Origin of the sequence: Streptomyces sp. JL2001 (assembly GCF_050917515.1) — a bacterium.
In the GTDB taxonomy this organism is placed as follows: Bacteria; Actinomycetota; Actinomycetes; order Streptomycetales; family Streptomycetaceae; genus Streptomyces.
On record NZ_CP169421.1, the window covers coordinates 5,129,861 to 5,149,589 of the forward strand.

Here is a 19,729-nt window from a genome sequence, read left to right on the forward strand (position 1 = left end):
GACCACCGCAGTATGAGCAACATCCCCGAGACCGGGCGGACACCCAGGGTCCAGATCCGGCTCGTCGTCATCCAGGTCCTCGTCTTCTCCCTCCTGCTCACCCTCGGCGGACGCCTCTGGTACCTCCAGATCCGCAACGGCCAGGAGTACACCGACGAGGCCAAGAACAACGGCGTCCAGCGGGTCGTCCAGCCCGCCGTCCGCGGCTCCATCCTCGACGCCCGCGGCGTCCCGCTCGCCGACAACGAGACCCGGCTCGTGGTCTCCGCTTCGCGCACCGAGCTGATGAAGATGAAGGACGACGGCCAGGGCGTCCTCACCCGCCTCGCCGCCGTCCTGGGCATGAAGCCCAAGGACGTCATGGACAAGGTCCGGCTCTGCGACTCCAAGACGCCGCAGCCCTGCTGGAACGGCTCCCCCTACCAGCCGATCCCGGTCACCGCCGAGGCCACCACCCAGCAGGCCCTGCAGATCCGCGAGCGCGCCGAGGACTTCCCCGGCATCACCGCCGAACCGACCGCGGTCCGCCGCTACCCGGCCCCCGGCAAGTCCAGGACCTCACAGGTCCTCGGCTACCTCTCGCCCGTCACCGACGCCGAGATCGAGAAGGCCAAGGACAGCGACTCGCCCTTCCTCCGCTCCGACCAGGTCGGCCGCTCCGGCCTGGAGCGCACCTACGACAAGGAGCTGCGCGGCAAGGCGGGGGTCACCCGCTACGAGGTCGACAACCTCGGCCGGGTCATCGGCGAGGCCAAGAGCGACAAGGCCGTGCCCGGCGCCAACGTGGTCACCTCCATCGACGCCCGCGTCCAGGCGGTCGCCGAGTGGGAGCTCCACAACGCGATGCTGGAAGCCCGCAAGACGTTCGACAAGAACACCAGCGAGAACTACAAGGCCGACTCCGGCGCCGTCGTCGTCATGGAGGCGAAGACCGGCCGGATCGTCGCCATGGCCTCGCTCCCCGACTACGACCCCAACGCCTGGGTCGGCGGCATCTCCGGCAAGGACTACGCGGCCCTCACCAGCAAGGCGTCCAACCTCCCGCTGCTCAACCGGGCCATCCAGGGCCAGGCCGCACCCGGCTCGATCTTCAAGGTCATCCCGACCACGGCCGCGGTCAACGCCGGATACGAGTTCAACGGCCGCTACCCGTGCCCCTCCTCGTACTCCATCGGCAACCAGGTCTTCAAGAACTTCGAGTCCCAGGGCCACGGCTCCATCACGCTCGGCCAGGCCCTCGAGGTCTCCTGCGACACCGTCTACTACGCCCTCTCCCACCAGCAGTGGCAGAAGGACGGCGGCATGAAGCCGAAGAAGAACGCGAAGGACTGGTTCTACAAGACCGCGCATCAGTTCGGCCTCGGCGCCGAGACCGGCATCGACCTCCCCAACGAGGTCTCCGGCCGCGTCCCCGACCGGAAGTGGAAGCAGGACTTCTGGGCGGCCAACAAGGACTACTGGTGCAAGGTCGGCAAGCGCGGCGGCACCTACGTCCAGCAGCTCAGCTACGAGAACTGCCTCGAAGGCAACCTGATGCGCGCCGGTGACTCGGTCAACTACTCCATCGGCCAGGGCGACACCCTCGTCACCCCCATCCAGATGGCCACCATCTACGCCGCCATCTCCAACGGCGGCACGATGTACAACCCCACCGTCGGCAAGGCCGTCATCAGCCCCGACGGCAAGAAGGTCACCGAGATCAAGCCCAAGTCCCACGGCCGCCTGCCGATGGACACCAAGACCCAGGCGTTGATAGAGGAGGCCCTCGCGGGAGTCGCGACCCGCGGTACGGCCGCCTGGCGATTCGGCGGCTGGCCGCAGGACAAGATCCCGATGCACGCCAAGACGGGTACGGCGGAGGTCTACGGCAAGCAGACGACCTCCTGGTTCGCCACGTACACCAAGGAGTACGCGATCGTCATGACGATCTCCCAGGGTGGTACGGGCTCCGGCGCCTCCGGCCCCGCCGTGCGCAACATCTACGACGCGCTCTACGGACTCGACGACTCCGGCCACCAGGACCTCAAGCGGGCCCTGCTGCCGCAGCCGCAGAAGGGCCTGCCCAAGATCGAGGCCGACGGCTCCATCGACGCCCCGAAGGTGACGCCGTACGACCCCGAGTCGCAGAAGGTCGACCCCCTCAAGCAGGCCGGCGGGCAGACGGACGCGACCCCGCCGGACGACGGGACCGCGGACCCGGCCAAACCGGACGACGCGCAGGACCTCGCGGGCCCGCCCGCCACCTGGCGGAGGGACTGAACCGATGAGCGCACCCCACGGCTTCTCCGTCTCCCGGTACGCCCCCGAACGCGGCGCGTTCGCGAAGCTCACCGCCCGCGACTCGCTGCTGCGCCGGCTCGACTGGCCGATGCTGCTCGCCGCGCTCGCCCTGTCCTTCATGGGCGCGCTGCTCGTCTGGTCCGCCACCCGCGGCCGCACCGAGCTCAACAACGGCGACCCGTACTACTTCCTGTTTCGGCACGTCCTGAACACCGGAATCGGCCTCGCCCTGATGATCGGCACCGTCTGGCTCGGCCACCGCACCCTGCGCGGCGCCGTGCCGGTCCTCTACGGCATCTCGATCCTGCTGATCCTCGCCGTCCTCACCCCGCTGGGCGCCACCATCAACGGCGCCCACGCCTGGATCGTCATCGGCGGCGGCTTCTCGCTCCAGCCCAGCGAGTTCGTGAAGATCACGATCATCCTGGTGATGGCGATGCTGCTGGCCGCCAAGGTCGACGCGGGCGACCAGCTCCACCCCGACCACCGCACCGTGGCCAAGGCGCTCGCACTGGCCGCCCTGCCCATGGCCATCGTCATGCTGATGCCCGACCTCGGCTCCGTCATGGTGATGGCGGTCATCGTGCTCGGCGTCCTCCTGGCCTCCGGCGCCTCCAACCGCTGGGTCCTCGGCCTGATCGGCGCCGGCGTCCTCGGCGCCGTCCTCGTCACCACCCTCGGCATGCTGGACGAGTACCAGATCAACCGCTTCGCCGCCTTCGCCAACCCGGAACTCGACCCGGCCGGCGTCGGATACAACACCAACCAGGCCCGCATCGCCATCGGCTCCGGCGGACTGACCGGCGCCGGGCTCTTCCAGGGCTCCCAGACCACCGGCCAGTTCGTGCCCGAGCAGCAGACCGACTTCGTCTTCACCGTGGCCGGCGAGGAGCTCGGCTTCCTCGGGGCCGGACTCATCCTGGTCCTGCTCGGCGTGGTCCTCTGGCGGGCCTGCCGCATCGCCCGCGAGACCACCGAGCTCTACGGCACCGTCGTCGCCGGCGGGATCATCGCCTGGTTCGCCTTCCAGTCCTTCGAGAACATCGGCATGACCCTCGGGATCATGCCCGTCGCCGGTCTCCCGCTGCCGTTCGTCTCCTACGGCGGCTCGTCCATGTTCGCGGTCTGGGTGGCGATCGGACTGCTCCAGTCCATCAGGGTGCAACGACCGATGACGGCCTGACCGCCCCTGCCGTTCCGCGCCCATCGCGTCTAGATTCGATGCATGGCGGAGACGAAGCGCGAGATCGAGCGGAAGTACGAGGCCACACCCGGCACAGGACTCCCGGACCTCACCCGAGCTCCGGGAGTCTTCGCCGTCCTGGACCGCGGCGTCACCGAACTCGACGCCGTCTACTACGACACCCCCGGGCTGCTGCTGGCCGCCGACTCCCTCACCCTGCGCCGCCGCACCGGCGGCGAGGACGCGGGCTGGCACCTCAAGTTCCCCGTCGCCTCCGGCATCCGCGACGAGATCCGGGCGCCGCTGGCCGACACCCTGCCCCGCACCCTGGCCAAGCTCCTGCGCTCCCGCGTCCGCGACGAACAGGTCGTCCCCGTCGTCCGCCTCCGGTCCGCCCGCGACGTCCACCACCTCCTCGACGCCTCCGGAACGCTCCTCGCCGAACTCTCCGTCGACACCGTCCGCGCCGAACGCCTGGGCGCCGGCGGCACCGGCGAGACCACCTGGACCGAGATCGAGGTCGAACTCGCCGACGACGCCGACCCGGCCGTCCTCGACGCCGTCGAGAAACGCCTGAAGAAGGCCGGCGTGCACCCCTCGGAGTCCGCCTCGAAACTGGCCCGGGCGCTGGCGGAGACCGGCGGCGGCCCGCCCACCCCGTCCGGCCCCCCGACGGACGGCGCCCCGGACGGCACCACCGCCGCCGGCCGGATCCTCGCCTACGCGCGCGAACAGCGCGACGCCCTCGTCGCCCTCGACCCCGCCGTACGCCGCGACCTGCCCGACGCCGTCCACCAGATGAGGGTCGCCACCCGCCGACTCCGCAGCGCCCTCAAGAGCTACCGCAAGGTCCTGGACCGCCGGGTCACCGACCCCCTCGGCGACGAGCTGAAGTGGCTCGCCGGCGAACTCGGCGTCGCCCGCGACCAGGAGGTCCTCGCCGCCCGGCTCCGCGCCCGCGTCGACGAACTGCCCCGGACCCTCGTCCTCGGCCCCGTCCCCGCCCGGCTGCGGATCCGGAACGCGCAGAGCGCCGCCACCGCCCGCGACCGGGTCCTCACCGCCCTCGACTCGGCCCGCCACCTCGCCCTCCTCACCGCCCTCGACGCGCTCCTCGCCGACCCGCCCCTGCGCAAGGCCGCCCACCGGGACGCCGGACCCGTCCTCGCCGCCGCCGTCCGCAAGGACCACGCCCGGCTCTCGGCCCGGGCCGAACACGCCCTCGCCCTGCCCGCCGGCCACGACCGCGACCTCGCGATGCACGAGGCCCGCAAGGCCGCCAAACGCGCCCGCTACGCCGCCGAGGCCGCCACCCCCGCCCTCGGGAAGCCCGCCAAGAAGTTCGCCAAGAGGGTGAAGGCCGTCCAGAGCCTCCTCGGCGAACACCAGGACGGCGTCGTCGCCCGCGACGCCCTGCGCACCCTGGCCGTCCAGGCCCACGCGGCGGGGGAGTCCGCCTTCACCTGGGGACTCCTCTACGGCCGGGAGGAGGCGGACTGCGCGGCCCGCGAACGGGAGTTCCCGCAGGTCTGGGCGAAGGCGTCCCGGCCCGGACCAGGGGCGCGGGGGACCCGCTGAGCACCGGGTACGCTTGAGAGTCGCCCCCTGCCAGCTCACGAAGGTTCGAGATGTCTGCTGCCGAGTCTGTCTTCCCGCAGCTCGAAGCCCTGCTCCCGCACGTGCAGAAGCCGATCCAGTACGTCGGTGGAGAGCTGAACTCCACGGTCAAGCCGTGGGAGTCCGCCGACGTCCGCTGGGCGCTCATGTACCCGGACGCGTACGAGGTCGGTCTCCCCAACCAGGGCGTCATGATCCTCTACGAGGTCCTGAACGAGCGCGAGGGCGTTCTCGCCGAGCGGACCTACAGCGTCTGGCCGGACCTCGAGGAACTGATGCGCGAGCACGACGTGCCCCAGTTCACCGTGGACAGCCACCGCCCCGTCGGCGCCTTCGACGTCTTCGGCCTGAGCTTCTCCACCGAGCTCGGCTACACCAACATGCTCACGGCCCTGGACCTGGCGGGCATCCCGCTGGAGGCCAAGGACCGGACCGTCGACCACCCGATCGTGCTCGCCGGCGGCCACGCCGCCTTCAACCCCGAGCCGATCGCGGACTTCATCGACGCCGCGATCATCGGTGACGGCGAGCAGGCCGTGCTGGACATGACCGAGATCATCCGGGCCTGGAAGGCCGAGGGCCGCCCGGGCGGGCGCGAGGAGGTCCTCCTCCGCCTCGCCAAGACCGGCTCGGTCTACATCCCCGGCTTCTACGACGTCGAGTACCTGCCGGACGGCCGGATCGCCCGCGTCGTCCCCAACCGCTCCGGCGTGCCGTGGCGCGTGTCCAAGCACACCGTCATGGACCTGGACGAGTGGCCGTACCCGAAGCAGCCGCTGGTCCCGCTCGCCGAGACCGTCCACGAGCGGATGTCCGTCGAGATCTTCCGCGGCTGCACCCGCGGCTGCCGTTTCTGCCAGGCCGGCATGATCACGCGCCCCGTGCGGGAGCGAAGCATCACCGGCATCGGCGAGATGGTCGAGAAGGGCCTCGAGGCGACCGGCTTCGAGGAGGTCGGCCTGCTCTCCCTGTCGAGCGCCGACCACACCGAGATCGGTGACATCGCCAAGGGCCTCGCCGACCGCTACGAGGACGACAAGGTCGGTCTGTCCCTCCCCTCGACCCGCGTGGACGCGTTCAACGTCGACCTCGCGAACGAGCTGACGAGGAACGGCCGCCGCTCCGGCCTCACCTTCGCCCCCGAGGGCGGCTCCGAGCGCATGCGCAAGGTCATCAACAAGATGGTCTCGGAGGAGGACCTGATCCGGACCGTCTCCACGGCCTACGGCAACGGCTGGCGCCAGGTGAAGCTGTACTTCATGTGCGGCCTGCCGACGGAGACCGACGAGGACGTCCTCCAGATCGGCGACATGGCGGTCAACGTGATCGCCGAGGGCCGCAAGGTCTCGGGCCAGAACGACATCCGCTGCACGGTGTCGATCGGCGGTTTCGTGCCGAAGCCGCACACGCCGTTCCAGTGGGCGCCGCAGCTCTCCGCCGAGGAGACCGACGCGCGCCTGACGAAGCTGCGCGACAAGATCCGCGGCGACAAGAAGTACGGCCGCTCCATCGGCTTCCGCTACCACGATGGCAAGCCCGGCATCGTCGAGGGCCTGCTGTCGCGCGGCGACCGCCGCATCGGCGCGGTCATCCGCGCGGTGTACGAGGACGGCGGCCGGTTCGACGGCTGGCGCGAGCACTTCTCGTACGACCGCTGGATGGCGTGCGCCGAGAAGACGCTGCCCGAGAAGGGCGTCGACGTCGACTGGTACACGACGCGCGAGCGCACCTACGAGGAGGTCCTGCCCTGGGACCACCTGGACTCCGGTCTGGACAAGGACTGGCTCTGGGAGGACTGGCAGGACGCGCTGGACGAGACCGAGGTCGAGGACTGCCGCTGGACGCCGTGCTTCGACTGCGGGGTCTGTCCGCAGCTGGGCCTCGACATCCAGATCGGCCCGACGGGGCAGAAGCTGCTGCCGCTGTCGGTCGTCAACAAGTAGCAGTGCCTGCGCCGTCGGCCCCGTCCACTCCGGACGGGGCCGACGGCGTCAGCGGCCGACCTCCGGGAAGGCGGCCTGCTTGATGATCAGGCGCTCCTCCACATCGGCTGGGACATCGAGCCGCAGCTCGATCTCGGGTGCTCTGGTTCCGGGAATCTTCGTGCGACTCACCCGGCAGGTGACGCCGGCCCGCCGCAGGTCCTCGGTCATCACCGGCCGGCCCTCACGCTTCCAGCGGTCACCGAAGGTCTCACCGCTCGTCGACACGCTCCAACGAGGCGTGGACCGCCGACGCTCCACCGGGTCGTCCACGTACTCCCGCATGCGTACCGGTTGCGCGCCCAGTGCGGCCATGGCGTGGCTGTGCAGCGTTCGGTACACGGCATCCGGGTCAGGAGCGCCCAAGCCTCCGCTCCGGCAGCTCCTGCAGCGCAAGTAGGCGTACGTCCGGTCCTCCACGGCGGTCCGCTGGACGGTCATGTTCGTCCCGCAGTCCGCACAGACCAGAATCCCCAGGAACGCGGTCGCGCCGCCTGGGTTCCGACGGGGCTGCGACCGGCTCCGCTGGTCGAGGGCGGTCTGAAGGGTCTCCCACTCGGCCTCGGTGAAGATCGGGTCGGCCACGCGGACGGGGACGCCGTCCTTGTCGCGGACGATCCTCGAGCGGCGGACACCGCCCTCCTTGTCCTCCACGACCCGCAGGCCCATCAGTGCCGGGTTCCGTAGTCTCCTCAGCAGCGTACTGGCCGTCCACTGGCCGCCACCGCCGGTCGGGATCCGACCACGGATGAGCACACTGGCCATGCGGCGGGCCGAGACTCCCCGCACCGCCGCCCGATGACACCACCGCAGCACTCGGCGGGCTCGAGGCTCGATGACCAACCTCCCGCCTCCGTCGGTCGTGTATCCGTAGGGCGGCTTGCCCACGAGCCAGTCCGACTGAGTCCTCGTGTAGTCCCAGAGGCTCGTCACCCTGACGCTTGTGCTTCCCGTCTCGATCTCCGACAGAGCTCCGATGAGCTCTGCCGCCGCCTTTCCGAGCGGTGTGGACAGGTCGATGACATCGTGCTTCGAGATCAGGTTCTTCCTGTGCGCCGAGCACCAATCGATCATCGTGCTGAGATCCGTCAAGCGTCGGACGAAGCGGTCCATCTTCCAGAAGAGGATCACGTCGAAGTCCGGCACCCGGTCGTTCAGCCAGCGCCCCAGTTCTCTGCGCCGCCAAGGCGGGACCCGCGTGGCCGAGACGTTCAGATCTCTTGCGACGCCCACGACACGCAACCCCCGTTCCCGGGCCAGGGTCCGTAGTTCGAGCTCCTGGCGCGCGGGCGAGGTGGTGTCCGCGGTGAGGGCCGAGAGCCTCACCGAGATCAAGGCACGCGGGGCGTCCACGGGAAGTGTGCTCTCGGCCCGCCGGAGCTCATCGAGTAATGCCAGATCGCCTTCCCTCCAGTGAACCCCGGTGGCGAACGCGCCCAGTTCTTCGTTCAAGGGTGTCATCACGTCCTGACAACGGCGTGCCCCGGCTCTGGTTGTGGGTGTGTGGGTCTCTCACAGATGGACACCCAGATCCAGCTCGGCCCCAAGGGTGCAGAAGCTGCTGCCGCTGTCGGTCGTGAAGTAGCCCGTTCCGGTAACACTCCGGCGACGGCCCGGTGCGAGGGGAAACCCTCCACCGGGCCGTCGCGTCATTTCCGGCATGAGCATGGAGAACGCGCAGCCCCGGCCCGAACCGGAGGGCTGTCTGACGGCGGCCGTGAGGATTCCGGTCCGGATCGTGGTCCTGGTCGTCGTCGTCCCGGTCCGGATGGTCTGGGACCTCCTCGTCGTCACCGCGAAGGCCCTCGACCGGGTGCTGCTGCGCCCCCTGGCGCGGGCCGCCGCCTGGCTGTTCCGGTACACCGTCACCGTCCCGCTGGGATGGCTCGCCGAACACGTCCTCGTACCCGTCCTCCGCGGCCTCGTCATGACCGTGGAGTGGCTGGCGAGGGCGTTGTTCGTGTGGCCGTGGGTGGGGCTGTGGCGGTATGTGGTCGTGCCGGTGTGGCGTTACGGCGTGGTGGTGCCCGCCGGATGGCTGTACCGGGTGGTGCTTGCGCCGGTGGGGCGCGGCCTGGGTCGGTTCTTCGGGGTGCTGGGCCGGGGTGCGGCCGTGGCCGGGGTGTGGCTGGCGAGGGCGTTGTTCGTGTGGCCGTGGGTGGGGCTGTGGCGGTATGTGGTCGTGCCGGTGTGGCGTTACGGCGTGGTGGTGCCCGCCGGATGGCTGTACCGGGTGGTGCTTGCGCCGGTGGGGCGCGGCCTGGGTCGGTTCTTCGGGGTGCTGGGCCGGGGTGCGGCCGTGGCCGGGGTGTGGCTGGCGAGGGCGTTGTTCGTGTGGCCGTGGGTGGGGCTGTGGCGGTACGTCGTCGTCCCCGTCTGCCGCTACGGCGTCGGAGTGCCCGCCGGATGGCTGTACCGCGCGGTCCTCGTGCCGCTCGGTACCGGCCTCGGCCAGCTGGCCCGCTGGACGCGCCGATGGGTGATCGCCCCCGCCGGACGTGCGCTGGCCCTGGGACTCACCGGCCTCGGTCACGCCCTGACCTGGCTCGGCAAGGCGCTCTTCGTCTGGCCCTGGGTCGGCGCGTGGCGGTACCTCCTCGTGCCCGTGGTCCGCTACGGCGTCGTCGTCCCGCTCGGCTGGGTCGGGCGGCACGTGCTCGTCCCCCTCGCCCGCGAACTCCTCGACGCGCTCATGTTCTGCTGGCGGATCGCGGGGTTCGTCTCCCGGGCCGTCTGGCGCGCCCTCGGCCGTGCCGCCTGGAACCTCGTCGGGAGGCCCGCCGCCTGGTTCTACCGGAGCGTGTGCACCCCCCTCGGCCACTGGACCCGCGACCGGATCTGGGCGCCGGCCCGTACGGCGGCCGTCGAGGCGGGCCGCGTCGCCCGTGACGCGCTCGCCACCGCACGTGCGACCGTCCGGCAGGCCCGCCGCGACGCCTGGCACGCTCTGGTCGGCGGACCCCGGGTGACCGAGCCTGTGGAACCGGTGGTGGCCCCGGCGCGTACTCTGGGTAGTACAACGAACGCCTCCGGCGCGGTGCCCGCACCCGAGATCTCCCTGCGAAAGCGGGGGTGAGCCGGTCACGGGCCCCCCAGAGGCCACCCGCATTCCGTGGGCGGCGCGCCACCGCGCCCGCTCCGCACCGAGGAGAAGAACCACTGGGCAAGCGACAGCCCGAAGGCCCGCCGCCCGCACCGGCGGTGCAGCGCATCCGACTGCGCTACACCAAGCGCGGCCGCCTCCGGTTCACCAGCCACCGTGACTTCCAGCGCGCGTTCGAGCGTGCGCTGCGCCGCGCCGAGGTGCCCATGGCGTACTCGGCCGGATTCACCCCGCACCCCAAGGTGTCGTACGCCAACGCCGCCCCCACGGGTACGGGCTCCGAGGCCGAGTACCTGGAGATCGCCCTCACCGAACAGCGGGACCCGCAGATGCTGCGGACGCTGCTCGACGAGTCGCTCCCCGACGGCCTCGACATCACCGACGCCGTCGAGGCCCGGACCTCCGGACTCGCCGACCGGCTCACCGCCTCCGTGTGGGAGCTGCGGCTCGACGGCGTCACCGTCGAGGACGCGGAGAAGGCCGTCGCGGCCTTCCTCGCGGCCGAGACCGTGGAGGTGCAGCGCAAGACGAAGAACGGCATCCGCACCTTCGACGCCCGTTCCGCCGTCGCCGACCTCGTCGCCGACCGTCCACAGGCTCGTTCCGAGGCTGATAGGCCGCTGGACAGTGCCTGTGCGATACTGCGGCTGGTTGTTCGGCACGTGACACCTGCCGTGCGACCCGACGACGTCCTGTCCGGTCTCCGAGCTGTGGCCGACCTGGCGCCGCCGGTCCCCGCTGCGGTGACCAGGCTGGCGCAGGGGCTCTTCGACGAGGAGTCCGGCACGGTGACCGACCCGCTCGCGCCCGACCGCGAGGCAGTCACGGCCGCTCCACCCACGGCCGCCGCGACCTCCTCAGCGACGGCGCCGGGTACCGGTACCGCGTAGGGAGCGGTCGTTGTAGCGCAGCCCTGGTACTCGGGAGCCACCTGGGTCGGGCCGCGCACTGACACAGGAGACTTTCGCCAGGCCGTGCGCAAGAGGCGTACGGAACCGGCGAGCCAGACATCAGCTCCCGTGCGGCGCCCGCGCCCCGGACGGCGGCACCGCGCACTGCGCGCGGCCGTGCCGCCGGACCGGAACCAGGCGCGGCGCCCGGGAGCGTGACGGGAGAACCGCCCGCATGCTCGAGCCGAACGAAGAGAACAACACCGCACCTGGTGACAAGCTGCCGCCGCGCCGCAGGCGCCGCGCCGCTTCCCGCCCGGCCGGCCCCCCGGTCGCCGCGGACACCACCGCCGAGGTCGTCGTGGACACCCCGGCCACCGAGGCCCCGGCCGCCGTGGAGGCGCCCGCTGAGGAGGCCGCTCCGGCGCCGCGTACGCGTCGTCGTGCGACCCGTAAGGCCACCACGCCCGAGCCCGTCGCCGAGACGGTCGAGGCTCCTGAGGCTCCGGCCACCGAGGCTCCGGCCGCCGTGGAGGCGCCTGCCGAGGAGGCTGCTCCGGCGCCGCGTACGCGTCGTCGTGCCACTCGTAAGGCTACGACCCCTGAGCCCGTCGCCGAGGCGGTGGAGGCTCCTGAGGCCCCGGCCGCCGAGGCCCCGGCCGCCGTGGAGGCGCCCGCTGAGGAGGCTGCTCCGGCGCCGCGTACGCGTCGTCGTGCCACCCGTAAGGCGACCACTCCTGAGCCCGTCGCCGAGACGGTCGAGGCTCCTGAGGCTCCGGCCACCGAGGCCCCGGCCGCGGTCGAGGCGCCCGCCGAGGAGGCTGCTCCGGCGCCGCGTACGCGTCGTCGTGCCACCCGCAAGGCCACCACGCCCGAGCCGGCCGGCGAGAGCCTGCCGCAGGAGACCGTCGCGCAGATCACCGCCGCCGAGGCCGAGCCCGAGGTCGCCGCCGCCGAGCAGGCCGCCACCCGCGGCCGTACGCGCCGCCGCGCCGGCTCGCCGCAGTTCACCTCCGAGCCGGTCGTCGCGCCCAAGGCGGAGGAGACCCCGCGGGGTCGTCGCGCCGCCCGCCCCGCCGTCGCCGTGTTCCAGGCCCCGGTCTTCACCGAGCCGATGTTCCAGACCCCGGAGACCGCCGCGGCCGCCGCCGCCGTGGCCGCCGAGACCACGGAGCCGGAGGAGGAGGTCGACGAGACCGCCGAGACCGCCGAGGCCGTCGTGGAGACGCCGGTCGCCGAGGAGCGCCCCGAGCCGGCCGGCCGTCGCCGTCGCCGCCGCCGTGGTGAGCCCGTCGAGCCCGTCGTCGAGCCCGTGCCCTCCACCGTCGCCGAGGAGCCCGAGGTCGAGGCGGAGGAGCCCGAGGCGGAGGTCGAGGACGCCGACGACCACGAGGACCGACCGTCCCGCCGTCGCCGTCGTGGCGGCCGACGCCGCCGTCGCGGCGAGCTCGCCGACGCCGATGAGGCCGAGGAGGGCGACGAGGCCCACGCCGAGGACGACTCCGACCAGGCCGACGAGGAGTCCGAGGACGAGGAGTCCGAGGACGAGGGCGGCACCCCGTCCGCCGCCGGCACCAGCAGCTCCCGCCGTCGTCGCCGTCGTCGCCGCCGCAGCGGTGACGCCTCCGACTCCGAGGCGGGCGACGAGGACGGCGTCCGTACGGTCGTCAAGGTCCGCGAGCCCCGCCCGGCCCGGGAGAAGCCTGAGGCCGGCACCTCCTCGGACGAGGTGCAGTCCATCAAGGGCTCCACCCGTCTGGAGGCGAAGAAGCAGCGCCGCCGCGAGGGACGCGAGCAGGGCCGCCGCCGCGTGCCGATCATCACCGAGGCCGAGTTCCTGGCCCGCCGTGAGGCCGTCGAGCGCGTCATGGTCGTCCGCCAGAACGGCGAGCGCACCCAGATCGGCGTCCTCGAGGACAACGTGCTCGTCGAGCACTACGTCAACAAGGAGCAGGCCACCTCGTACGTCGGCAACGTCTACCTGGGCAAGGTGCAGAACGTCCTGCCGTCCATGGAGGCCGCCTTCGTCGACATCGGCAAGGGCCGCAACGCCGTCCTGTACGCCGGTGAGGTCAACTTCGAGGCGCTCGGCATGGCCAACGGGCCGCGCCGCATCGAGACCGCCCTCAAGTCCGGCCAGTCGGTCCTCGTCCAGGTGACGAAGGACCCGATCGGCCACAAGGGCGCGCGTCTGACCAGCCAGGTCTCCCTGCCGGGCCGCTACCTCGTGTACGTCCCCGAGGGCTCGATGACCGGCATCAGCCGCAAGCTCCCGGACACCGAGCGCGCCCGTCTGAAGACCATCCTCAAGAAGATCGTCCCCGAGGACGCGGGCGTCATCGTGCGCACCGCCGCCGAGGGCGCGAGCGAGGACGAGCTGCGCCGCGACGTCGAGCGGCTCCAGGCGCAGTGGGAGGAGATCCAGAAGAAGTCCAGGATGTCCACGACCTCCTCGCCGAGCCTGCTGTACGGCGAGCCGGACATGACCGTCCGCGTCGTCCGCGACATCTTCAACGAGGACTTCTCCAAGGTCATCGTCAGCGGTGACGACGCCTGGGAGACCATCCACGGCTACGTCAACCACGTGGCGCCCGACCTGGGCGACCGCCTCCAGCGGTGGACGAGCGAGGTCGACGTCTTCGCGACCTACCGGATCGACGAGCAGCTGATGAAGGCGCTGGACCGCAAGGTCTGGCTGCCGAGCGGCGGTTCGCTGGTGATCGACAAGACCGAGGCGATGATCGTCGTCGACGTCAACACCGGCAAGTTCACCGGCCAGGGCGGCAACCTCGAAGAGACCGTGACGAGGAACAACCTCGAGGCGGCCGAGGAGATCGTCCGCCAGCTGCGCCTGCGGGACCTCGGCGGCATCGTGGTCATCGACTTCATCGACATGGTCCTGGAGTCCAACCGCGACCTGGTGCTGCGCCGCCTCCTGGAGTGCCTGGGCCGTGACCGGACCAAGCACCAGGTGGCCGAGGTCACCTCGCTGGGCCTGGTCCAGATGACCCGCAAGCGCGTCGGCCAGGGCCTGCTGGAGTCCTTCTCGGAGACCTGCGTCCACTGCAACGGCCGTGGCGTGATCGTGCACATGGAGCAGCCGGCCGGTCAGGGCGGCGGCGGCAGCGGCAAGCGCTCGAAGAAGCGCGGTCGCGGCGGTGCCGAGCACCACGAGCACGAGCACGTCGAGGCCGCGGAGACCGAGACCGTCGAGACCGAGGCGGAGATCGCCGCGGAGATCGCCGAGCCGGTCGCCGTGGAGGAGCCCATCGCCGCTGACGAGGAGCTGTACGGCAGCGCCGCCGAGGCCGAGGCCGCCGCCACCCGTGGCCGCGGCCGTCGCCGGGCGACCCGCAAGGCCACCGCGCCGGCCGGTTCGCCGGTGTCCGCACCCGCCCCGGAGCCCGTGGTCGAGGCCGCGCCGGAGCCGCAGGTCGTGGCCGAGGCGCCCGTCGTCGAGGCCCCGGTCGCCGAGGAGGCCGCCCCGGCTCCCCGGACCCGTCGCCGGGCGACCCGCAAGGCCACCGCGCCGGCCGGGTCCCCCGCGCCGGCCCCGGAGGCGGTCGTCGCCCCGGAGCCGGTCGCCGAGGCCGCGCCGGAGCCGGTCGTCGAGGCGCCCGTCGTCGAGGAGGCCCCCGTGGCCGCCCCGCCGCGGGCCCGCCGCCGGGTGGTCCGCAAGGTCACCGCTCCCGCCGGTTCGCCGAGCGGCGCGGAGGAGGCCGCCGTCGTGGTGGTCGACGCCCCGGCCGCGGCCCCTGCCGCGGTCGAGGACCCGGTCGTCGCCGCGGAGCCCGAGGCCGAGGCAGCCGCCCCGGCCAAGAAGACGGTCCGCAAGACCGCCAAGAAGGCCACCGCGAAGAAGGCCGCCGCCAAGAAGACGACGGTGGCCAAGAAGACCGCGGCCAAGAAGACGACCACCAAGAAGGCCGCCGCCAAGAAGACGGCCGCCCCCGCGCAGGACTGACGCAGTACCGACAGAGCCCGTGTGGGCCGTTCTCGCAAGGGGACGGCCCACACGGCTTTGAAAGCAAAGCGACTCGGAACCAGGAACCAGCTCGATGAACAACACCCCCACCGGGCCCGCGCGGCCCGTCACCGTCCGTAAGGCCGTCATTCCTGCCGCCGGTCTGGGCACCAGGTTCTTGCCGGCGACGAAGGCGACTCCCAAGGAGATGCTTCCGGTCGTCGACAAGCCGGCGATCCAGTACGTGGTCGAGGAGGCGGTGTCGGCGGGTCTCCCGGACGTCCTGATGGTCACGGGCCGCAACAAGCGCCCGCTGGAGGACCACTTCGACCGGAACTACGAGCTGGAGTCCGCGCTCACCCGCAAGGGCGACGAGGAGCGGCTGGCGAAGGTCCAGGAGTCGAGCGAGCTCGCGACGATGCACTACGTCCGTCAGGGCGACCCGCGCGGCCTCGGCCACGCGGTCCTGTGCGCGGCCCCGCACGTCGGCGACGAGCCCTTCGCGGTCCTCCTCGGGGACGACCTGATCGACCCGCGCGACCCGCTGCTCGCCCGGATGCTGGAGGTCCTCGCACAGCGTGGCGGCAGTGTCATCGCGCTGATGGAGGTCGACCCGGCGCAGATCCACCTGTACGGGTGCGCCGCCGTGGCGCCGACCGACGACGCCGACGTCGTCCGGATCACCGGCCTGGTGGAGAAGCCGGACCCGGCCGAGGCGCCGAGCAGCTACGCGGTGATCGGCCGCTACGTCCTGGACCCGGCCGTCTTCGGGATCCTGAAGGAGACCGAGCCGGGCCGCGGCGGCGAGATCCAGCTCACCGACGCCCTGCAGCAGATGGCGCAGGACGAGGACCTCGGCGGGCCGGTGCACGGCGTGGTCTTCAAGGGCCGCCGCTACGACACCGGGGACCGCGGCGACTACCTGCGGGCCATCGTGCGCCTCGCGTGCGAGCGGGAGGACCTGGGCCCCGAGTTCCGGGAGTGGCTGCGCGGGTTCGTCGCCGAGTCCGGCGACGCGTGACCTTCCGCCGAATTTGACCCCCTACGGCACCGGCCCGTAACCTTGACCGTCGGCGTGTCGTATGGCGCGCCACCACCCCTGAGCACCCTCCTCCCGGTCTGCCGGGAGAGGCCGCTCGTCCACTTCCGGATCGTCGCGGGCCCCGGCCCGTGTGAGCGGCTGGCATCAGGGGTTCGTTCCCGAGTGAGAGAGAGATCCGCGTGTACGCCATCGTGCGCAGCGGTGGTCGCCAGCACAAGGTTGCTGTCGGCGACATCGTTGAGGTTGACAAGATTTCCACTGCCAAGGTTGGCGACACGGTCGAGCTCTCGACCCTGCTCGTTGTCGACGGCGACGCCGTGACCAGCGACCCCTGGGTCCTGGCCGGCATCAAGGTCACGGCCGAGGTCGTGGACCACCACAAGGGCGCGAAGATCGACATCCTTCGCTACAAGAACAAGACCGGTTACCGCCGTCGCCAGGGCCACCGCCAGCAGTACACGGCGATCAAGGTCACCGGCATCCCCGCGGCTGCGAAGTAAGGGACTGAGGAGAGATGGCACACAAGAAGGGCGCATCGTCCACTCGGAACGGTCGCGACTCCAACGCTCAGCGGCTCGGCGTGAAGCGCTTCGGCGGTCAGGTCGTCAGCGCCGGTGAGATCCTGATCCGCCAGCGCGGCACCCACTTCCACCCGGGCTCGGGCGTCGGCCGCGGCGGCGACGACACCCTGTTCGCCCTGCAGGCCGGTTCGGTGCAGTTCGGCACCCACCGTGGCCGCAAGGTCGTGAACATCGTTCCGGTCGCCTGATCGGTTCTCTGCGGAGGCGGACCTCACTTCCCCTTGGGGAAGCGGGTCCGCCTTTCGCGTGTTACTAGATAGACATTCCGCACGTTTGCCTCCAGCCGGCCGGCCGGGGGGACCCCCCAACTGGAGGCACAGAACATGACCACCTTCGTGGACCGCGTCGAGCTGCACGTCGCCGCGGGTAACGGAGGCCACGGCTGCGCCTCCGTCCATCGCGAGAAGTTCAAGCCGCTCGGTGGCCCCGACGGCGGCAACGGCGGCCGTGGCGGTGACGTGATCCTGGTCGTCGACCAGTCCGTCACCACGCTCCTCGAGTACCACCACTCTCCCCACCGCAAGGCGACCAACGGCCAGCCCGGCGCCGGCGACAACCGCTCCGGCAAGGACGGCCAGGACCTCGTCCTGACCGTGCCGGACGGCACCGTCGTCCTCGACAAGCAGGGCAACGTGCTCGCCGACCTGGTCGGCGAGGGCACCACCTTCGTCGCGGGCCAGGGCGGCCGAGGCGGCCTCGGGAACGCCGCACTGGCCTCCGCGCGCCGCAAGGCCCCCGGTTTCGCGCTGCTCGGCGAGCCCGGCGAGTCACGGGACATCGTCCTGGAGCTGAAGACCGTCGCCGACGTGGCCCTGGTGGGCTACCCGAGCGCCGGCAAGTCCTCGCTGATCTCGGTGCTGAGCGCCGCCAAGCCGAAGATCGCGGACTACCCGTTCACGACGCTGGTCCCCAATCTGGGGGTCGTCACCGCCGGCTCGACCGTGTACACGATCGCCGACGTCCCCGGCCTCATCCCGGGCGCGAGCCAGGGCCGCGGCCTGGGCCTGGAGTTCCTGCGCCACGTGGAGCGCTGCTCCGTCCTGGTGCACGTCCTGGACACCGCGACGCTGGAGTCCGACCGTGACCCGATCTCCGACCTCGACGTCATCGAGGAGGAGCTGCGGCAGTACGGCGGCCTCGACGACCGGCCCCGGATCGTCGTCCTCAACAAGATCGACATCCCGGACGGCCAGGACCTCGCGGACATGATCCGCCCGGACCTGGAGGAGCGCGGATACCAGGTCTACGAGGCGTCGGCGGTGGCCCGCACGGGCCTGAAGGAGCTGTCCTTCGCACTGGCCGGCATCGTGGCCGAGGCGCGCGCGGCCAAGCCGAAGGAGGAGGCGACCCGCATCGTCATCCGCCCGAAGGCCGTCGACGACGCCGGGTTCACCGTCACGTACGAGGAGAGCGAGGACCTCTACCGCGTGCGCGGCGAGAAGCCGGAGCGCTGGGTCCGCCAGACCGACTTCAACAACGACGAGGCCGTCGGCTACCTGGCCGACCGCCTCAACCGCCTGGGCGTCGAGGACCAGCTGATGAAGGCCGGTGCCCGCGCCGGCGACGGCGTCGCCATCGGTGCCGAGGACAACGCGGTCGTGTTCGACTGGGAGCCCACGATGATGGCCGGCGCCGAGATGCTCGGCCGCCGTGGCGAGGACCACCGTCTGGAGGCGCCGCGCCCCGCGGCGCAGCGCCGCCGGGACCGCGACGCCGAGCGCGACGAGGCGCAGCGCGAGTACGACGAGTTCGACCCCTTCTAGGGCGTGTTGCGAAAGTACCGGCGTCCGCCCGAAGGGCGGGCCTCGCGGCGTCTGGTGCGTGCGATCGCAAGGCGGAGGGTCGCCCTCGTACTGGGCGTACTCGGACGATCCCGACAACGCGGCGAGCGTGCGTGCCAGGCGTCGCGAGGCAGGCGGGACTTTGGCAACACGCCCTAGGTGTATTGACTCGCAGGGTTGTTCACACGGGTGATGGGCGGTTTGCCGCCGAGTGCGGTGTGGCAGCGGTGGTGGTTGTAGGTGTGGAGGAAGTCTGCCAGGGCTTCGGTGCGCTCGTTGTTTGAGGTGTAGGGCTTCAGGTAGGCCCATTCGTCGAGCAGGGTGCGGTTGAAGCGTTCGACCTTGCCGTTGGTCTGCGGCCGGTAGGCACGGGTCAGCTTTCCGGTCGCACCGAGCTCGGCGAGGGCGTTTTTCCAGGCCAGGCCCTTGCGGTAGGCCCAGGCGTTGTCGGTCAGGACTCGCTCGATGTGGTCGATGCCGTGGCTGTGGAAGAAGGCGGCCGCGCGGGTCAGGAAGCCTGCGCAGGTCGCGACCTTCTCGTCGGCGTGGATCTCGCTGTAGGCGAGGCGGGAGTGGTCGTCGACGGCGGAGTGCACGTAGTCGAAGCCCATGCCGCGGATCGGCCGGCCGGCCTCGCGGCCGTTGGTCTTGTGGCCGCCGCCGTCGGGGATCCGGCCGAGTTTCTTCACGTCCACGTGGATCAGTTCGCCGGGCCGGTCGCGTTCGTATCGGCGGATCACCGTGCCGGTCGGCCGGTCCAGCCATGTGAGCCGGTGCAGGTGGTGGCGGGTGAGGATGCGGTGGACGGTGGAGGCGGGCAGGCCCAGGATCGGGCCGATCCGGGCGGGTCCGAGTTTGCGGTCCCGGCGCAGGTCGCAGACCCGGGCCTCGATCGCCGGCGGGGTTCGGTGCGGTGTCGAGTGCGGGCGGCTGGAACGGTCGTGCAGCCCGGCCTGTCCCTCGGCTCGCCAACGGCGGATCCATTTGTGGGCGGTGGCCCGGGAGATGCCCATCTCGGCCGCGACATGAGCGACCGGACGGCCCGATTCGACACGTTCGACCAGCAGTCGTCTCCCGAAGACGGTCAGTCGGGCATTACGGTGGGACACGAAGGCCTCCGTGCGGTGAAGATTCGACACCTCCACCACACACGGGGGCCTTCGCCATGTTCAAGACCCAACCGTGTCAACAACGTCCGTGATCAATACACCTAGGGCGCCCGGGGCCGCACCGGCCCCCGTCCGTCCACGCTGCCGCGCCGGACTCCTCACGGGGTCCGGCGCGGCGGCGTTTACACGGCGCTCTC

General features: G+C 71.4%; 13 protein-coding genes. 11 read left to right on the forward strand and 2 right to left on the reverse strand.

The annotated features are described in order from the left end of the window. The first annotated feature begins 12 nt into the window (after positions 1–12). Genes mrdA through ACE1OA_RS22860 form a run of 4 tightly spaced genes read left to right on the forward strand, consistent with a single transcriptional unit; the run spans position 13 to position 7,023 of the window. Positions 13–2,259, forward strand: a complete 2,247-nt coding sequence (mrdA, locus tag ACE1OA_RS22845; protein WP_356598778.1) for a penicillin-binding protein 2 — start codon at positions 13–15, stop codon at positions 2,257–2,259. A gap of 4 nt (positions 2,260–2,263) precedes the next feature. Further along, positions 2,264–3,463, forward strand: coding sequence for a rod shape-determining protein RodA (gene rodA, locus ACE1OA_RS22850; RefSeq protein ID WP_356598776.1), 1,200 nt, complete (start codon positions 2,264–2,266; stop codon positions 3,461–3,463). Positions 3,464–3,505: 42 nt separating this feature from the next. Beyond that, on the forward strand, positions 3,506–5,041 hold the full coding sequence (locus ACE1OA_RS22855) for a CYTH and CHAD domain-containing protein (RefSeq protein WP_356598774.1): 1,536 nt from the start codon (positions 3,506–3,508) through the stop codon (positions 5,039–5,041). 50 nt (positions 5,042–5,091) lie between these two features. After that, a complete protein-coding gene (locus ACE1OA_RS22860) occupies positions 5,092–7,023 on the forward strand; it encodes a TIGR03960 family B12-binding radical SAM protein (RefSeq protein ID WP_432753289.1) in 1,932 nt (643 codons plus the stop codon). A gap of 48 nt (positions 7,024–7,071) precedes the next feature. Here the strand turns inward: ACE1OA_RS22860 and ACE1OA_RS22865 are convergent, their stop codons facing one another. Then, positions 7,072–8,514, reverse strand: coding sequence for a recombinase family protein (locus ACE1OA_RS22865; RefSeq protein ID WP_432753290.1), 1,443 nt, complete (start codon positions 8,512–8,514; stop codon positions 7,072–7,074). Between the two features lie 208 nt (positions 8,515–8,722). On the opposite strand from ACE1OA_RS22865, the gene ACE1OA_RS22870 reads away from it, so the two are divergent. The 7 genes from ACE1OA_RS22870 (at position 8,723) to obgE (ending at position 18,405) form a co-directional block, all read left to right on the forward strand. Continuing rightward, positions 8,723–10,138 carry a hypothetical protein gene (locus ACE1OA_RS22870; RefSeq protein ID WP_432753291.1) on the forward strand — a complete coding sequence of 472 codons (1,416 nt, stop codon included), beginning with the start codon at positions 8,723–8,725 and terminating at the stop codon, positions 10,136–10,138. Positions 10,139–10,263: 125 nt separating this feature from the next. Then, complete coding sequence (locus tag ACE1OA_RS22875) at positions 10,264–11,055, forward strand: TIGR03936 family radical SAM-associated protein (RefSeq protein WP_356598768.1); 792 nt, start codon at positions 10,264–10,266, stop codon at positions 11,053–11,055. Positions 11,056–11,290: 235 nt separating this feature from the next. Next, the gene (locus ACE1OA_RS22880; RefSeq protein ID WP_432753292.1) at positions 11,291–15,019 is read left to right on the forward strand and encodes an Rne/Rng family ribonuclease; all 3,729 of its coding nucleotides are present in this window, start codon (positions 11,291–11,293) and stop codon (positions 15,017–15,019) included. A gap of 94 nt (positions 15,020–15,113) precedes the next feature. Beyond that, the gene (gene galU, locus ACE1OA_RS22885) at positions 15,114–16,040 is read left to right on the forward strand and encodes a UTP--glucose-1-phosphate uridylyltransferase GalU (RefSeq protein ID WP_432753293.1); all 927 of its coding nucleotides are present in this window, start codon (positions 15,114–15,116) and stop codon (positions 16,038–16,040) included. 200 nt (positions 16,041–16,240) lie between these two features. Then, entirely contained in the window at positions 16,241–16,561 is a 321-nt protein-coding gene (gene rplU / locus ACE1OA_RS22890) for a 50S ribosomal protein L21 (protein ID WP_015033583.1), read from the forward strand. A gap of 14 nt (positions 16,562–16,575) precedes the next feature. Continuing rightward, complete coding sequence (rpmA, locus tag ACE1OA_RS22895; RefSeq protein ID WP_073914109.1) at positions 16,576–16,830, forward strand: 50S ribosomal protein L27; 255 nt, start codon at positions 16,576–16,578, stop codon at positions 16,828–16,830. A 135-nt stretch (positions 16,831–16,965) separates the two neighbouring features. Further along, the gene (gene obgE / locus ACE1OA_RS22900; protein WP_147978000.1) at positions 16,966–18,405 is read left to right on the forward strand and encodes a GTPase ObgE; all 1,440 of its coding nucleotides are present in this window, start codon (positions 16,966–16,968) and stop codon (positions 18,403–18,405) included. Between the two features lie 173 nt (positions 18,406–18,578). On the opposite strand, the gene ACE1OA_RS22905 is transcribed toward obgE, so the two are convergent. Then, on the reverse strand, positions 18,579–19,532 hold the full coding sequence (locus ACE1OA_RS22905) for an IS481 family transposase (protein WP_432752836.1): 954 nt from the start codon (positions 19,530–19,532) through the stop codon (positions 18,579–18,581). Between the last annotated feature and the right edge of the window lie 197 nt (positions 19,533–19,729).

Excerpts from the sequence above, each read along its gene's own strand:
- ACE1OA_RS22860 (WP_432753289.1), top strand. The coding sequence starts at position 5,092 with ATGTCTGCTGCCGAGTCTGTCTTCCCGCAGCTCGAAGCCCTGCTCCCG.
- ACE1OA_RS22870 (WP_432753291.1), top strand. The coding sequence starts at position 8,723 with ATGAGCATGGAGAACGCGCAGCCCCGGCCCGAACCGGAGGGCTGTCTG.
- mrdA (WP_356598778.1), top strand. The coding sequence starts at position 13 with ATGAGCAACATCCCCGAGACCGGGCGGACACCCAGGGTCCAGATCCGG.
- ACE1OA_RS22855 (WP_356598774.1), top strand. The coding sequence starts at position 3,506 with ATGGCGGAGACGAAGCGCGAGATCGAGCGGAAGTACGAGGCCACACCC.
- rpmA (WP_073914109.1), top strand. The coding sequence starts at position 16,576 with ATGGCACACAAGAAGGGCGCATCGTCCACTCGGAACGGTCGCGACTCC.
- ACE1OA_RS22880 (WP_432753292.1), top strand. The coding sequence starts at position 11,291 with ATGCTCGAGCCGAACGAAGAGAACAACACCGCACCTGGTGACAAGCTG.
- rodA (WP_356598776.1), top strand. The coding sequence starts at position 2,264 with ATGAGCGCACCCCACGGCTTCTCCGTCTCCCGGTACGCCCCCGAACGC.
- galU (WP_432753293.1), top strand. The coding sequence starts at position 15,114 with ATGAACAACACCCCCACCGGGCCCGCGCGGCCCGTCACCGTCCGTAAG.
- obgE (WP_147978000.1), top strand. The coding sequence starts at position 16,966 with ATGACCACCTTCGTGGACCGCGTCGAGCTGCACGTCGCCGCGGGTAAC.